17 protein-coding genes are annotated in these 15,457 nt (G+C 60.6%); 11 read left to right on the top strand and 6 right to left on the bottom strand.

The window, feature by feature from the left end; genetic code table 11:
• Positions 1–34 precede the first annotated feature (34 nt).
• Positions 35–934: an AEC family transporter gene (locus tag CD04_RS0101950; protein WP_031404135.1), complete on the top strand. Its 900-nt coding sequence runs from the start codon at positions 35–37 to the stop codon at positions 932–934.
• Between the two features lie 3 nt (positions 935–937).
• Here CD04_RS0101950 and queG read toward each other — a convergent pair whose 3' ends face one another.
• Positions 938–2,071 (bottom strand): tRNA epoxyqueuosine(34) reductase QueG, encoded by a 1,134-nt coding sequence (queG, locus tag CD04_RS0101945; protein WP_051848855.1) that lies wholly within the window; start codon positions 2,069–2,071, stop codon positions 938–940.
• Between the two features lie 79 nt (positions 2,072–2,150).
• On the opposite strand from queG, the gene tsaE reads away from it, so the two are divergent.
• Positions 2,151–2,666 carry a tRNA (adenosine(37)-N6)-threonylcarbamoyltransferase complex ATPase subunit type 1 TsaE gene (gene tsaE / locus CD04_RS0101940; RefSeq protein ID WP_031404133.1) on the top strand — a complete coding sequence of 172 codons (516 nt, stop codon included), beginning with the start codon at positions 2,151–2,153 and terminating at the stop codon, positions 2,664–2,666.
• 46 nt (positions 2,667–2,712) lie between these two features.
• Positions 2,713–4,149, top strand: a complete 1,437-nt coding sequence (locus CD04_RS0101935; RefSeq protein WP_031404132.1) for an N-acetylmuramoyl-L-alanine amidase — start codon at positions 2,713–2,715, stop codon at positions 4,147–4,149.
• A gap of 157 nt (positions 4,150–4,306) precedes the next feature.
• Here the strand turns inward: CD04_RS0101935 and CD04_RS0101930 are convergent, their stop codons facing one another.
• A complete protein-coding gene (locus CD04_RS0101930) occupies positions 4,307–5,206 on the bottom strand; it encodes an alpha/beta fold hydrolase (protein WP_197032994.1) in 900 nt (299 codons plus the stop codon).
• Between the two features lie 157 nt (positions 5,207–5,363).
• On the opposite strand from CD04_RS0101930, the gene pqqA reads away from it, so the two are divergent.
• The 5 genes from pqqA to pqqE all read left to right on the top strand — a co-directional run bounded on the left by pqqA (position 5,364) and on the right by pqqE (position 8,548).
• The gene (gene pqqA, locus CD04_RS22885; RefSeq protein ID WP_081857952.1) at positions 5,364–5,438 is read left to right on the top strand and encodes a pyrroloquinoline quinone precursor peptide PqqA; all 75 of its coding nucleotides are present in this window, start codon (positions 5,364–5,366) and stop codon (positions 5,436–5,438) included.
• A 68-nt stretch (positions 5,439–5,506) separates the two neighbouring features.
• Positions 5,507–6,424 carry a pyrroloquinoline quinone biosynthesis protein PqqB gene (gene pqqB / locus CD04_RS0101925; protein ID WP_031404130.1) on the top strand — a complete coding sequence of 306 codons (918 nt, stop codon included), beginning with the start codon at positions 5,507–5,509 and terminating at the stop codon, positions 6,422–6,424.
• 8 nt (positions 6,425–6,432) lie between these two features.
• Positions 6,433–7,146 carry a pyrroloquinoline-quinone synthase PqqC gene (pqqC, locus tag CD04_RS0101920; RefSeq protein ID WP_031404129.1) on the top strand — a complete coding sequence of 238 codons (714 nt, stop codon included), beginning with the start codon at positions 6,433–6,435 and terminating at the stop codon, positions 7,144–7,146.
• The gene (gene pqqD / locus CD04_RS0101915) at positions 7,143–7,427 is read left to right on the top strand and encodes a pyrroloquinoline quinone biosynthesis peptide chaperone PqqD (RefSeq protein WP_051848853.1); all 285 of its coding nucleotides are present in this window, start codon (positions 7,143–7,145) and stop codon (positions 7,425–7,427) included. The genes pqqC and pqqD overlap by 4 nt, the downstream gene beginning before the upstream one ends.
• Positions 7,424–8,548, top strand: coding sequence for a pyrroloquinoline quinone biosynthesis protein PqqE (gene pqqE, locus CD04_RS0101910; protein ID WP_197032993.1), 1,125 nt, complete (start codon positions 7,424–7,426; stop codon positions 8,546–8,548). Before pqqD ends, pqqE begins: the two co-directional genes overlap by 4 nt.
• A gap of 181 nt (positions 8,549–8,729) precedes the next feature.
• Here pqqE and CD04_RS0101905 read toward each other — a convergent pair whose 3' ends face one another.
• Positions 8,730–9,383, bottom strand: coding sequence for a VTT domain-containing protein (locus tag CD04_RS0101905; RefSeq protein ID WP_031404126.1), 654 nt, complete (start codon positions 9,381–9,383; stop codon positions 8,730–8,732).
• A 148-nt stretch (positions 9,384–9,531) separates the two neighbouring features.
• Here CD04_RS0101905 and mutL point away from each other — a divergent pair, with 148 nt between their 5' ends.
• Positions 9,532–11,403 carry a DNA mismatch repair endonuclease MutL gene (gene mutL / locus CD04_RS0101900; protein WP_369792816.1) on the top strand — a complete coding sequence of 624 codons (1,872 nt, stop codon included), beginning with the start codon at positions 9,532–9,534 and terminating at the stop codon, positions 11,401–11,403.
• A gap of 18 nt (positions 11,404–11,421) precedes the next feature.
• On the top strand, positions 11,422–12,351 hold the full coding sequence (gene miaA / locus CD04_RS0101895; RefSeq protein WP_031404124.1) for a tRNA (adenosine(37)-N6)-dimethylallyltransferase MiaA: 930 nt from the start codon (positions 11,422–11,424) through the stop codon (positions 12,349–12,351).
• A gap of 171 nt (positions 12,352–12,522) precedes the next feature.
• Here the strand turns inward: miaA and CD04_RS0101890 are convergent, their stop codons facing one another.
• The 3 genes from CD04_RS0101890 to CD04_RS0101880 all read right to left on the bottom strand — a co-directional run bounded on the left by CD04_RS0101890 (position 12,523) and on the right by CD04_RS0101880 (position 14,251).
• Positions 12,523–12,729: a hypothetical protein gene (locus CD04_RS0101890; RefSeq protein ID WP_031404123.1), complete on the bottom strand. Its 207-nt coding sequence runs from the start codon at positions 12,727–12,729 to the stop codon at positions 12,523–12,525.
• Between the two features lie 81 nt (positions 12,730–12,810).
• Positions 12,811–13,236, bottom strand: a complete 426-nt coding sequence (locus CD04_RS0101885) for a DoxX family protein (RefSeq protein WP_031404122.1) — start codon at positions 13,234–13,236, stop codon at positions 12,811–12,813.
• A gap of 310 nt (positions 13,237–13,546) precedes the next feature.
• Positions 13,547–14,251 carry a pirin family protein gene (locus tag CD04_RS0101880; protein WP_031404121.1) on the bottom strand — a complete coding sequence of 235 codons (705 nt, stop codon included), beginning with the start codon at positions 14,249–14,251 and terminating at the stop codon, positions 13,547–13,549.
• Between the two features lie 130 nt (positions 14,252–14,381).
• Here CD04_RS0101880 and CD04_RS0101875 point away from each other — a divergent pair, with 130 nt between their 5' ends.
• Positions 14,382–15,305: a LysR family transcriptional regulator gene (locus tag CD04_RS0101875; protein WP_031404120.1), complete on the top strand. Its 924-nt coding sequence runs from the start codon at positions 14,382–14,384 to the stop codon at positions 15,303–15,305.
• The last annotated feature ends 152 nt before the right edge of the window (positions 15,306–15,457 follow it).

Raw genomic sequence — 15,457 nt, 5'->3', positions numbered from 1 at the left:
CGCCGCAGACGATCAGGACACGTATGCTTACCCAATGCTACGCAACGCGCTCCTGCTCTTTCCCGACTTCGCCCTCATCGTGCTGGGCTTCGCAATTGCCCAATGGACAACGCTAAAGCGCGATGTGTGGGTGGGCGTAGAGCGACTTGTGTACTACGTGCTGTTTCCGGTCCTGCTGTTCTCGACAACCTGCCGCAGCCGCTACACATTATCGGGTGCGGCAGCGGTCCTTCTGGCCGGCATTGGCGCCCTGCTTTGCGGAATCGCGTTCGCGTATGCCGCCTTCTGGCTCAAGTCCGACCGGCGGTGCACGGCAAGCGGTGTGCAATGCGCTTTTCGTTTCAACTCCTTTATCGCGCTGGCCGTGGCGAACAGTTTGGGCGGGGCCCAAGCGGTCTCGCTGGTGGCCGTGCTGATCGCTTTCGGGGTGCCACTTTGCAATGCAGCGGCGGTGTGGGCACTGGCTCGACACGGCCAGCGAGGCTTGGCGCGTGAATTGGCCCGCAATCCGCTTCTCGTTGCGACCGCAGCCGGACTTGTGGCCCACAGCTTGGCTCTGAACCCGCCCGGTCTGGTGCTTCCAGTCCTCGACCGCATTGGCAACGCCTCGATCGCGATGGGATTGATGACAGTAGGCGCCGGCCTGCAGATCCGCGGCATCCACCGCGAATGGCGCTTGACGGCATGGCTGATGGCAGTGCGCCATGCCATCATTCCGCTCGTCGCGTGGAGCTTGGCGCATATGCTTCATCTCAACGCGCTGGAAACGCTGATCGTGGTGATGTTCGGAGCTCTGCCCACCGCGTCCAGCGCCTACGTGTTGGCTTCGCGCATGGGTGGTGACGGGCCCTACGTGGCCGGCCTCGTCAGTCTATCGACCCTTCTCGGTGCCCTATCGCTGCCGATTTTCCTGGCACTGGCGGCGAGGGGCTGAGGCTCAGCCCGGCTGCTGAGCCAGCGCCCAAGCGATATGCTCGGCCACGACAGCCGGGGAGCCCGGAAGGGCCTGCTGCAGGGCAGCGGCGATGTCGCGCTGTAGATCGTGCGCGGCTGGCAGATTGCGGCGTGCGTTGCCCAGTGTCACCGCAAGGTTACGCCGAAACCGCGTATAGCCGATGCGCCGAATGGCGCTGCCCTCGGTGCGCTGCACGAAGTCCGCCTCGCTCCATGCCCACAATTGCAATAGACCTGCAGCATCAAGGCCATGGCGCGGCGCGAAGTCGGGCAGCGCCGCGCGTCGTGCATACTTGTTCCAGGGGCAAACCAGTTGGCAGTCGTCGCAACCGTAGACGCGGTTTCCCATCAACGGGCGCAATTCCCCCGGGATAGGCCCAGCCAGTTCAATGGTCAAGTAGGAAATACAGCGCCGCGCGTCCACCACGTACGGCGCAATGATGGCGCCGGTGGGGCACACGTCGATGCAACGCGTGCAGGTGCCGCAATGCTCAGATTGGGGCTCATCCACCGGCAGGGCAAGGCCAACAAAAATCTCGCCAAGAAAGAACATGGAACCGGCCTCGCGTGTCAGCAACAGCGTGTGCTTGCCCCGCCAGCCCAGCCCGGCGCGCGCGGCAAGGGCCACTTCAAGCACTGGCGCCGAATCCGTGAACACACGCACAACACCAGCGTCCGCACGGGTGCGAATAAAGTCGGCGAGCGCCTGCAGTCGTTGGCGCAAGACCTTGTGATAGTCGCGGCCTCGTGCATACATTGATACCACTGCAGCCTTCGGGTCGTCGATGCGTGCCCACTCCTTCTGCCGCCACTGGGAGGGGGCCTGCGCAGGCAAATAGTCCATGCGCGCGGTGATCACACGCAGCGTACCTGGTACCAGTTCCGTGGGGCGCGTGCGCTTGGTTCCATGACGCGCCATGTAGTCCATCTCGCCGTGGTACCCCGCCTCTAGCCAGCGGCGAAATTCGGCTTCAGCCTCGCCCAGGTCCGCATCGCAAATGGCGATTTGCGAGAATCCCAACCGGGCTGCCTCGCCCCGGATGGCCTGCGCCAAGGCTTGCAGCTGCGCACTCGACAGGGCAGGTAACTCCGGCTTATTCGGTCTTTGGAGGGTCATTTCGTCATCCTAAGCCGGCATTCCCGCGTACCCTGATTCATCATTCTGGCATTCTCCTCCTCACCCAAAGCCTCTGCCCATGACTCTAAGCCTGCACTGCGACAGCGAGCACGACATGTCAGTCTTGGGCGCAAAACTCGCTCAAGCTTTGCTGCATCTGCAACTTCCCGGGCTTCTCATCACCTTGCGCGGTGATCTCGGCGCCGGCAAAACGACGTTAGTGCGCGCCATCTTGCGTGGCTTGGGCGTCACAGATCGCATCAAAAGTCCCTCTTATGCATTGGTCGAGCCCTATGCAATTGACCGAAAATCTCTACAATTAAAGGGAACTCTTCAGACGCACGCCTATCATATTGATCTGTATCGATTTTCACAGCCTGAGGAATGGGATGAAGCAGGCCTGCGCGAACTGCTTGATGGGCATAGCTTTTGTTTGGTCGAGTGGCCCGAGCGCGCCCCAGCCCTTTTGCCTCGGGCGGACTTGGAAATTTTGTTGATTCCGGTCCCCAGCGGTCGGGATGTGCAGTTACGAAGCGGCAGCCCTGTAGGAGCTGCCTTGCTCAATCAATTGGTGCTCGCGCAAGCGCGCACCTGAAGTGCACCAGGTGAAACCTGGCGCACGACGCCAGGGAGTGTCCGCCATGGGTGCAGATCGCCGCCAGTTCCTGATCCAAACGTCAACCCTTGCCCTGCTGCTGACCGCGCCAGTACTGGCGCGTGGGGCTACGATCCTGTCGGTACGGGTGTGGCCCGCTGCGGAGTACACCCGTGTCACACTGGAATCCGATCAGGCACTGACCGCCTCGCATTTTCTTATGGCTGATCCGCCACGCTTGGTGGTGGATGTCAAGAACCTTGAACTCAGCCCCCAGCTCAAAGAGCTTGTGGGCAAAATCAAGCCCGGTGACCCCTTCATCAAGGATGTGCGTGTCGCCCAGTACACCCCTGACGTGGTGCGCATGGTGTTCGATCTCAAACAGGCGATCAAACCTCAGGTGTTCAGCCTTCTTCCCGTAGCGGCGTACGAAAATCGCATTGTGTTCGATCTTTACCCCGCGCACGGGGACCGTCTTCTCGCTTTCATGGACAGGCAGGCATCGCAGGCTGACACGGTTGGACCCAGCGATACGTCCGGGGCTGCCGTGAAGGCGACGCCGTTGACCGGGTCGGGTTCGGCGAGCACGCGAAACACCCTCGCAGACACGCCACGTGTCGTGGCGGAAAATCAACAGGACACCCTGAGCACCTGGCTAAACGCGCACCGCGACGAACTCGATCGCCCGACCCACAGAAGCCCGACCGTGGCCAGCGCCACAAGGTCAGATCCATCCAGCGACATACCGATGCGCCGCGACCGACGCAACTACCGCAGTGTGCTGCTGGCTATCGACCCTGGTCATGGCGGTGAAGACCCGGGGGCCACTGGCCCCAGCGGAGTCCACGAAAAGGACGTCGTCCTCCTAATCGGACATCACCTGCGTGAGTTGGCGATGAACACGCCGAACATGCGCGTGATGATGACTCGCGACAGCGACTTCTTTGTACCGCTGTGGATGCGCGTGGAAAAAGCGCAGCGCGTGAACGCCGACTTGTTTACGTCCATTCACGCCGACGGCTGGTTCACACCGGAAGCACGCGGCGCGTCTGTTTACTGCCTGTCGCAAGGCGGCGCGTCAAGCGTGGAGGCGCGGCTTATGGCACAGCGCGAGAATGCCTCGGATGCGATTGGCGGCATCGATATCAACTCGCGCGACTACCAGGTCGCCAAGGTGTTGCTGGACATGTCCACCACCGCGCAAATTGACGCAAGCATGAAAATGGCTGAACCTACGCTGGCAAAAATGGGCAGCCTGGTGCACCTGCATTCGCGTCAGGTCCAACAGGCAGGCTTTGTTGTCCTCAAGTCCCCCACGGTGCCGTCAATGCTTGTGGAGACCGCGTTCATCAGTAACCCGGAAGAGGAAGCCCGCTTGCAAACCCCGGATTATCGCAAGCAGGTGGCCCGTGCGATTTTTGAAGGCATCCGTGCATACCTCACCACCAATCCTCCGCTGGCCAGACGCCGAACCTTGGTGTGACCCCTGCGGCGATCGGTGATCGGAAGACCGCGCCTGTAGGCATTGGGCCATGCGCAAAACCCTCAGCAGCATAACCCGCCGTGAACGGCAAAAAGCGCATAGGCGCGGCATTGAGCAGGGCATGAGACCCGTGGCGCGTACGCTGCTGAAGGCCTCCTCAAAGCCCCAGACTTGAAGGCGCGCTTAGATCCCGGATCCGGTCAAGCGCGGTGCGTAGAGTCTGCGACATCAGTGGATCACCCTCCAAATGGCCCGCGGGAATCCAATGCACTTGAAGGGACGGCAACCCGCCGCGCACAGTGAAGACGTTTTTCGGCGGGCACACTGCATCAAAACGTCCGTGCACTGCCACAATAGGCCAGTCGACTTGCCTTAACCGACGAACGACGAGACCAAGGAGATGTGATCCAAGCCAGCAGCGATGCGCCAAGTAATGCGCTTGGACACGATACTTGAACACCAGCGCCCGCATCGCCTTCACGTGAAGTTGCCGCGCACGACAGCCCTTGCGGATAAGGAGCTGGCGTTCATAATTATTCCAGGCGACAGCAAGTTGTTGTTGTCGCACAAGTGTTCCTTTCTGGAACACTGTTGCACAACGCTGGAACAGTTTGCTCACCAAACCAGGGCCCGCCGCCCTGTTAAGCGCTCGCCACGCCTGCGGCGCTTTGGTGCGGCTCCAACCGAAGAATCGGTTGGTTTCTTGCGCGGACGTCAGATAGAGGCTGCGCAGGAGCAGACCGTCCACGCGGTCCGGATGCGCTGCGGCATACGCAAGTGCAAGTGCCGACCCCCACGAACCGCCATAGACAATCCACCGTGCGATGCCCAGCGCTTGCCGAACCGCTTCGATATCGCGAACCAAAAGCTGCGTGCAATTGCGCCGCACGCTCCCGCGCGGGCGGGACTGACCACTCGCCCTCTGGTCGATCCACACTGCCCGGTAGCGTGTCAAATCGAACAAGCTGGGACTAACCCTGCTTCCACTTCCCGGGCCACCATGGACAATAAGAACCGGTCTTCCGCGAGGATTGCCACCCAATGTGACGTGGAGCATATGACCGTCTCCAACGTCAATTCGCCTCGTGCGGGCCAAGGGGTCGCTAGGCAAACGTGGCATTCGGGTTGGCATCGAAGTTGCTTTGTGGCGAACGGGTATCGACAGATCGGCCGGTACCTATCCCGTTAATTTTTTGACTTTGAGGAGACATGCAATGAAATGGACCAAGCCCGCCTACACGGACATGCGCTTCGGTTTTGAAATCACAATGTATATCGCCAACCGTTAAACAAGGCGGGCGGCGGTCGTTGCGCCGCCCGGCAAGAGCCCATTGAGTCTGCACACCACCTTTAGCGCATGAAAATCCGCATCCTCGGGTCGGCAGCAGGAGGGGGCTTTCCGCAGTGGAACTGTAATTGTCCGAATTGTGACGGGTATCGTCGCGGCACGCTTCGCGTCAGCAAACGCACACAATCGTCGATCACTGTCAGCGCAAATGGCGAGGACTGGGCACTGATCAATGCCTCGCCTGACATTTTGCAGCAGATCCAATCTTTCGCTCCCTTGCAACCGGCGCGTGCGTTGCGTGATACCGGTATTCGCGCGGTGGTGCTGATTGACGCACAGATCGACCATACGACCGGGCTTTACATGCTGCGCGAGAGTACGCGTCCGCTTGACATCTGGTGCACACAACCTGTGCGCGAGGACCTGAGCATTGGAAACCCCATTTTTCGTCTCCTTGACCATTTTTGCGGCGTGCGCTGGCACGAATTGCCCTTGGACGGAACCAAAGTGGGCATTGACGGGCTCGATGACCTCGCGTTCCAAGCGCACGCGCTTAAAAGCAAGGCACCGCCCTATTCACCCCATCGACAGTCGCCCCAACCGGGAGACAACATTGGTCTGACGATCACGGACACGCGCCGCAAGCGCAGCGCGTTCTATGCCCCTGGACTTGCCGAGATTGAACCGCATGTCTGGCAAGCAATGTGCGATGCGCATTGCGTGATCGTTGACGGGACATTCTGGACGAACAACGAAATGGAATCGCTCGGCTTGGCGCCCAAACGCGCGTTGGAACTCGGCCATCTACCGCAATCCGGACCGGGCGGCATGATGGAGCATCTGGCGCGTTTGCCCGCCGCCACACGCAAGCTCCTTATTCACATCAACAACACCAATCCGATTCTCAACGAGGACAGCGCCGAGCGCGCACAACTGGGCGCGCGGCAGATCGAGGTCTGCCACGACGGGCTGGATATCGAACTCTGAAGCAAACAATGAACGATAGCGTCGAGACCCTTACGCCCTGGAGCCACGAGACATTTGAAGCGAGGCTCCGCGAAAGGGGCACGGCGTACCACATCCACCATCCGTTTAATGTCATGCTTAACGCGGGGCGCGCCTCGCAGGACCAGATCAAGGGCTGGGTCGCCAACCGCTACTACTACCAGATCTCGATACCGGTAAAGGACGCAGCCGTGCTCTCCAACTGCCCGGACCGCGAGGTGCGTCGGCAATGGATCCAGCGCATCCTCGACCATGATGGACATGGCGATGATCCGGGCGGGATTGAGGCATGGATCCGCCTGGGCTTGGCCGTTGGGCTGCGCCGGGAGGAAATCGAGGATCTGCGTCATGTCGTCCCGGGAAACCGCTTCGCTGTGGATGCCTACGTAAACTTCTGCCGCCAGCGCCCATGGCAGGAAGCGGTGTGCGCCTCGCTTACCGAGTTGTTCGCCCCGAAGATCCACAAGGAACGCCTAGCCAATTGGCCACAGCACTATCCCTGGATCGATTTGGCAGGACTGCAATACTTTCGCAATCGCACCACACAGGCCCGGCGAGACGTCGAACAGGGCCTGTCGATCACGTTGAACTATTTCAATACGTGGCAGATGCAGCAACGTGCACTGCAAATCCTTCAATTCAAACTCGACGTGCTGTGGCAAATGAATGATGCCATGGCGCTCAAATATGGGGTGACCGCGTGAGTGCCATAACTGACTCGACGAAGGATCAGCGGCCCAGGATTTCCAGCCGCTTTCGACTTCAATGGGAAGATGTTCAGGGTGCCTGGGTACTGCTCTATCCTGAGGGCATGGTCAAACTCAATGACAGTGCCGGCGAGATCATGAAACGCTGTGACGGCGCGCGCGACGTGCAGCAAATCGTCGCGGATCTGGAACAGGCCTTCGATGCCCAAGGCTTGGCGGGCGACGTATCGAGTTTCCTCGATATCGCGACAAAGCACCTGTGGATTGAATGGGCATGACCACAACGCCCCGTCCAGGACCGCCACTGTGGCTCCTGGCCGAGTTGACCTATCGCTGCCCGCTGCATTGCATCTTTTGCTTCAATCCCGTGAACTTTGCAAACGTCGACAAAGAGCTGACGACTCGGGACTGGTGCCGTGTGCTGCGTGAGGCACGCGCATTGGGCGCCGTGCAGTGTGGCTTCTCCGGCGGCGAACCGCTACTGCGCGACGATCTGGAGGAGATCATCGCGGAAGCCCACAGTCTTGGTTTTTACACGAATTTGCTGACGTCGGGCGTCGGCCTTACGCAACAGCGCGCCCAACGACTGAAGGCGGCTGGCCTGGATCACGTGCAACTTTCGTTTCAGGATTCGACCCAGGAGTTGAACGATTTTCTCTCGCATACTCGGACGTTCGCGTTAAAGGAGCGAGTAGCCAAATTGATCAAAGATAACGGCTGGCCAATGGTGATGAATGTCGTCATCCATCGCCTCAACATTGACCATATGGACCGCATCATTGCAATGGCGGCCGAACTTGGCTCCGAGTACCTCGAGCTGGCCAATTCGCAGTACTACTCTTGGGCCTATGTCAATCGAGCGCACTTATTGCCGTCCAAGGAGCAGCTGGTGCGTGCCGAATCGGTCACGCAGGCGTGGCGTGACCGATTAGGGGATCGGATGAAGATTTTTTTCGTCGTCCCGGACTATTACGAAGATCGCCCGAAGAAATGCATGAACGGCTGGGCAAACGTCTTCCTGACCGTCACGCCAGACGGTGCCGCACTGCCGTGTCACACGGCGCGCATGTTGCCAGGGTTAACCTTCCCCAATGTGTCCGAAGCTTCGCTGGGCGATATCTGGTATGACTCAGACAGCTTCAACCGCTACCGCGGCACGGGTTGGATGAAGGAGCCCTGTCAGAGCTGCGCCGAAAAGGAAAAGGACTTGGGTGGCTGCCGCTGTCAGGCCTATATGCTTGCAGGCGATGCTGCTGCGGCTGATCCCGTCTGCAGCAAATCGGGGCACCACGCAGCGGTCGAAGCTGCCGTTGCACAGGCGCAAGGCGGCTCGCCCACTGCACAGCCCATCGTGTTTCGTACCCCAACGGAATCACGCAAGCGAAGCCGCCCCTTCTAGGTTCGTCCTCGGATCAAAGCCGGCTCAACCAACCGCGGCGCCCCAGTTGAGATCAACATCTCCGCACGCTGGAACTTACGCGCCGCTGTCGCGCGTGGGGCACGATGCTTAGGGGAATCGAACTCCTGGCGCAAGCGCTTCACCACCAGACGACCAGCTGGGGCAACACGGGATTGCTTCTTCAGGCTGAAGCCCGCGCCATGCGCGCCCGCTTGGCTTTCCACCAGCCGAAGACCACTGGCAGGAGGGATAGCACAACGATACCAAGCGTGAGAGCGCCAAGATTATGCTTGATCCAGGGAATATTGCCGAACAGGTAGCCCGCAAACATCAACGAACCGACCCACAGTCCACCGCCGGCAATGTTGTAGCCAAGAAATTTCGGATAGGACATTTCCGCGACCCCGGCCACGAAGGGCACGAACGTCCGGATGAACGGGATGAAACGTGCGGCAACCACCGTCACGCCACCGTACTGCTCGTAAAACGCGTGTGCGCGATCGAACGCGCGGCGGTTGAACCAGCGGCTGTCTTGCCAAGCAAACACCTTGTGTCCTAAACCCGAGCCAACGCTGTAGTTCACAGAGTCACCCAGCACTGCGGCAAGCCATAACAGCGCTAGAGAAGCAGGCAAACTGAGACTGCCCGAAGCGCAAAACGCGCCAACAATGAACAGCATCGAATCGCCCGGGAGGAACGGCATCACCACTAGGCCCGTCTCGATAAACACGATCGTGAAAAGCATGCCGTAGACCCAAGCCCCGTAGGCGTGGATGAACTGTGCAAGCTGCGCGTCGAAGTGCAGAAGCAGATTGAGGAGGGTCAAAAGGTCCATGGATGGGGCGGGACTGCAGGCAGGCGCGCATGAGGCTGGTGCCTGGGCGTGCTGAAGCGACGCTTAGCCGTGGCCATCTGATCGGCACACGAGCAACGGGGATGCTCGCGCAAGGAGCGCGAAACATGCTGAGTATACTAAGGTGATGATGCTGTCTCCTGCCGAATCCCCGCTCGCGCACGCGGATTCGACTTCACCTGCGCTACAGCCCCGCGCACCGATTCGCGCACTGCCCGACACGCTCATTTCCCAAATTGCCGCGGGCGAGGTGGTGGAGCGACCTGCCTCGGCCTTACGCGAGCTACTGGATAACGCGCTCGATGCGGGCAGCCAGCGCGTTACCGTGCGCATCGCGCAAGGCGGGCTCGAACTGTTAAGCGTGGACGACAATGGCTGCGGGATTCCGCCCGAGGAGTTGCCGTTGGCCTTGGCACGTCATGCCACGAGCAAGATCACGAGCATTGCCGATTTGGAGCAATCGCAAACCCTGGGATTTCGCGGTGAGGCGCTAGCAGCGATGGCAGCAGTGGCCGAGGTCGATATTGTCAGCCGCAGGCATGGCCAGGAGGGGGCACGGATCACAGCGTCCTGGGGGCGCGTTGGGGCGGTGGCGCCAGCGGCTGCCGCGCCGGGCACAGTGGTGACCATCAAGCGACTCTTTTACGACATTCCGGCTCGGCGCCAGTTCCTCAAATCTGCCGCGACCGAAGCGGGTTGGTGCATCGAAGTGTTCAAGCGAGCCGCGATCGCCCATCCGCAAGTGGCATTCAGCCTTTGGCAGGACGGCACCCTACGCCTTCAGTTCGCGCCCGATTCTGACCCGCTCGGTGTGCGACGTTCAGTCGATGTTCTTGGCAAGTCCTTTGCGCAGGATGCCCTTGTAGTCAGCGCTCGCGTTGGCCCACTGGCTGTGCGAGGATTGGTCTGCCGCCCCACTGCAGCGCGGGCGCGGTCCGAGACGCAGCAGACGTTCGTCAACCGCCGTTGGGTGCGCGACCGCATGCTTGCACACAGCGTGCGTGCCGCCTACGCCGATGTGCTGCACGGTGCGCTACAGCCACAATATTCCATCTTGCTTGAACTTCCGCCCGAGCGGGTGGACGTCAACGTGCATCCTGCCAAGAGCGAGGTCCGCTTTCGCGAGTCACAAGCAGTGCACCGCGCGGTATTCCAAGCGGTCCAGCAAGCGCTGGCCCCGGCGCTTGCTGGACGCAGCGACCCCTCGCACGTGAGCGCGCAGGCAGAGTCCGCATCCCGGCAATCTTGGGGGCACGGTGCAATGACTAAAGCACCGACGGACGGAACAGACCCAAGGTCGCTGCCGCTCGCAAACGTGATGCAAGCTTACGCACCGCTTCGCTCCGGGTCGGGCTTGCCGATGGGCAACGACAATGCTCCCGGCCTCTGGTCAAGTGATGTACCGCTTCACCAACCCGGACACCCGCTAGGGCAGGCTATTGCCCAATTGCATGGGGTCTACATCTTGGCGCAAAACGCAGCCGGTCTGATCATCGTGGACATGCACGCTGCACACGAGCGCATTGTCTATGAGCGACTCAAGGCCGCATGGAATGGGCGCGATCTTCCCGCTCAACCCTTGCTGATCCCGGCGAGCTTCACGGCGAGCGCGCTGGAGATGGGCGCGGCCGAAGATCACGTCGAAGTGCTTGCAGCGCTCGGCCTCGACATCGCGCCCAGCGGCCCTGGAAGCTTGGCCGTGCGTGCCTTGCCGGCCCCCTTGCTGCATGGGGACGTGGTCAAACTCGCCCGCGCAGTGCTAGCCGAGTTGGCAACGTTTGGTACCAGCCAGGCATTGGAGCAACGCCGCAACGCGTTTCTCTCCACCATGGCTTGCCATGGTGCTGTTCGTGCCAACCGCGCGCTCACTCTTGCCGAGATGAATGCCCTTTTGCGCGACATGGAAGCCACCGAGCGCTCGGACCAGTGCAATCATGGCCGCCCAACCTGGCGGCAGGTGAGTCTGGGGGAACTGGACGCGCTCTTCCTGCGCGGGCGCTGACCCACTCGCAGGCATTGCATGGGCGAGCAGCCAAAACGGGTATCGGTTATCACGGGCCCCACGGCCTCGGGCAAAACCGCCGCTGCGCTTGAGCTGGCAGCTCACAGGCCCATCGAGATCATCAGTATGGATTCGGCGCTGGTTTATCGCGGCATGGACATTGGCACCGCCAAGCCGACCCAAGCCGAGCGTGCCCGAGTGCCCCATCATTTGATTGATATCCGCGACCCTGCGGAAAGCTACAGCGCAGCCGTCTTCGCAATGAACACCCTGGAGCTGATCCGTACCATCCGCGCTCGTGGCCGCGAGCCGGTTCTTGTTGGCGGCACTTTGCTCTACCTGAAGGCACTACAGGAGGGGTTGAATGAACTGCCACATGCAGACCCGCTGCTGCGCGCCGAGTTGGAAGCCCGTGCGCACGCGCGTGGCTGGCCTGCGCTATACGCCGAGCTCACGCGGCTCGATCCACAAACGGCCGCACGCTTGAAACCAGGTGACACGCAGCGCATCCAGCGCGCGCTTGAAGTCTGGCACCTGACCGGGATCCCCTTGTCGGAGCATTTCCGCAAAGCGCGCATCGAGCACGGTCTGCCACTACGCGTGCTGGCCCTTGAGCCCTCCAACCGCGCGGAGTTGCATGCGCGCATTGCCCGGCGCTTTGCGGCGATGATGGAGTCGGGCTTCCTGGATGAGGTCCGCGCTCTGCGCCAGCGCGGAGACCTGCACCACGCACATCCGTCGATGCGTGCTGTGGGTTACCGGCAAGCTTGGGCCTATCTGGCGGGAACGTGCGACTACACCACGTTCACCGCCCAAGCGATCGCCGCCACACGGCAACTTGCCAAGCGACAGCTTACCTGGCTGCGCGGCATGCCCGAGCGCATGGTCGTTGACAGTTGCCACCCTGAGGCTACGCAGCAGGCGCTCACCCACCTGCTGCGTGACTAGATCGCATAGCGCTGATGGCGTCATGGAAGGGTGCGCTTGCGCGCAATCACCTTCGCAATGAAGGTGGTGCTCCAGCTTCTGGAATAGCCTAGGTCCGCCTCCTGAACACATGCCTGCGCATCCCCCTTCCTGCACGGGGAATGCGCCTTGGACCGCGTCTGCCGTGGAAGGTCAACCGCGCTTTCGATGCACCCCCGCAAGACCGATGTTCTCGAGCCCGGGCCAGAAGTCGTCCACCAACGTGCGCAGACGAGTCTCGGCGCCCACGGCGGGATCCGTCGCGACAACATCGAAGCCTTTCGCCAGAAAACAGGATGTCCAGCTGGGGCCAACGACATCAGTGCCCGCGGCTGTAAGCTTTTTGCCGTCTTTGGTCATGGAATGCTCCTGGTAAACGTTGGAGAAACGGGACCTGCCGACGACTCCGAGATGCCCGGCCACCTTGTTTGACCTGCTTCCTCAACCACGGCGCATCAGCCGATCAACCGAGAATTTACCCCCGCCCGTCACGTACAGCAGAAGGAACCCGCCCATGATGCTGATGTTTTTGTAGAAATTGATCATGGCTTCGAAGCGGTCCATGCCAGTCATCGTCCAGTAATGATGGCCGATCAATGCGGTGCCGAAGGTATACAGCACGATCAGAATCGCCAGGGGCCGGATTGCCACGCCGATGAGCAAGGCAATGCCGACGAAGAACTCCACGGCAATCGCGATAAGCGTCGAAAGGAACGGGACCGGAGCGCCGACCTGGGCCATATAGGCCTCGGTGCCGCTGAAGCCGGTGAGTTTTTGCCAGCCGAAGATCAGGAAGAGCAGCACGAGAAGAATGCGGGCGATGAGAAGCACGCCGTCGGAGTAACGTTCGCTACCGGAAGTTGTCATGATGGAAGATGCCTTTGGTGTCGTGGAAGTTTGACGATTTGCGCTGCACCCGGTGGCGACCGGGGGTTCGGGCCGCTCGCTCGGCTTCGCAACCTTGTCGAGTTGGGGCGTCAAGCCAGTTAGAGACTTGCATGCCTTCTTGCTCCGGTTCGTTTCCCGGGCGTCTCGAAGATCGCTTCAGTGGGTGTGTTGTCCGCTGGAAGCCGGCGGAACCTCCACAATCTCGCGGCGTCCGCCAGCACCTCCGTGCAGTCACTCGATTGGGCTTTCGCGGGGATGCTGCGCAACGCCCGCAGACCTTCGTTAAGGTTCATCCAGCGGCGTCCACAAGGACCAGCTCACTGTCCATCACGGCGGTGACACGAATGAGATTCTCATCCGTGATGGCAGCACCATCGCGAGCCTGCAACGCAATGCCATTGACCTCCACCTGCCCAGTTGCAGGAACGAGATACCCATGGCGATTTATGTCGGAAAACTGGTACTCGGCGGTCTCTCCTGCCTTCAAGCTCACGCCCAGCACCCTGGCGTTGGTACGAATGGGCAAGGCATCCTCATCGCCCTCAATCCCGCTGGCCAACGCGACGAACCGACCGGAACGGTCATCCTTCGGGAACGGCTTGGTACCCCAGCAAGGCGGATCACCCTGCCGGTCCGGGAGAATCCATATCTGGAAGATGCGTGTAATGCCCGGCTCGACGTTGTACTCGGAGTGACGAATCCCCGTACCGGCACTCATCACCTGCACGTCGCCGGCTTTTGTGCGCCCTTTGTTGCCCAGATTGTCCTGGTGCGTGATCGCCCCCTCGCGCACATACGTGACGATTTCCATGTTTGAGTGCGGGTGGGGAGGAAACCCGGTACCTGGCTGGATGGTGTCGTCGTTCCATACACGTAGCGCACCCCAATGCACACGCTTTGGATCGTGATACTCGGCGAATGAAAAATGGTGCTTGGCGTCAAGCCAACCGTGGTTGGCTCCACCCAGGCTGTCGAAAGGTCGGCGTTCGATCATCGTGACTCCGCTTGTTAAGCATTGATGGAATAACTATAGGCCCGGTCATTCATATCAACAATAGAACCTATCGAATATCATCATTTCCATTTTTGACATGCTTATGTCATAGCAGAGGAGCTTCACCACCATGAACAAGCTGCCGGACCTGGAAGGCTGGGCGATCTTTGCCAAAGTCGCCGCCGAAGGCTCCTTCGCCCGCGCCGCGGAGGAGCTCTGCCTATCGCAAGCCACGGTCTCCAAAGCGATCACCCGTCTTGAAAAACGCATGAAAACCGGATTGCTCCACCGAACATCGCGTCGCATGTCTCTGACCGAAAGCGGTCGGACCGCGTTAGAGCGCGCCTCAAGAATTCTCGAAGAGGCTGAAGCGGTCGAAGCGGAACTCGCGGATCAAGCCGCCAGCCTGCGCGGCATTGTGCGGCTGAGCGCCCCGATGTCCTTCGGACTTTCGCACCTGGCGCCGGCGCTTCCAGCCTTTATGACGCAGCATCCAGAGGTATCACTCGACATCGAGTTCAGCGACGAGTTGATCAACCTGGTGGCCAACCGTTTTGACATGGCCCTGCGCATCTCCAGCTTGGCCGACTCCAGTCTGCTCGCGCGTCGCCTATGTGCCGTGCGCGTGCTTTTGGTGGGTGCGCCAGCATACTTCGAGCGTTACGGGCGTCCTCGCCATCCTCGAGATCTGTCGAGTCATCGCGCCTTGCAATACGCCTATTCCCGCAGCGGCGCAAGTTGGCGCTTCCGGCACGCGCGCCATGGCGAATTCACCCAGGCGATGAGCACGCCACTGCGGGTGAATAACGCTGAGGGACTCGTCCCCGCCTTGCGCGCTGGTCTGGGTCTGGCCCTGCAGCCGGAATTCCTCGCCTGGCAGGACCTGCAATCGGGCACTCTGGAAACGGTGATGGATGATTGGCACGTCGAGCCGATCGCACTGCACATCGTGACACCTCCCGGGCGACGCCGCCCGGCCCGCGTTCAGGCCCTGATGGAGTACCTGGCTGAGCACTTTACCAACGTGCCTTGGGCTCGACCAACCGACCCGTAAATCCGCGCTTTTGGGTCTCTTAGTTCTTCTTACTGACTTTATGCAAATGACAGCCGCGAAACGAATTGTGTTTTTACGCGGTGCACACGAAGACCAGTCGTTTGCCCACGAATGCAACCGCCGCCGCGTGCTTTGCGGGATGCGCGGCGATC

This window comes from Thiomonas sp. FB-Cd, assembly GCF_000733775.1.
Lineage (GTDB): Bacteria > Pseudomonadota > Gammaproteobacteria > Burkholderiales > Burkholderiaceae_C > Thiomonas_A.
Note: the sequence above shows the minus strand (reverse complement) of the source record. Positions and strands in the feature narration are given on the sequence as shown.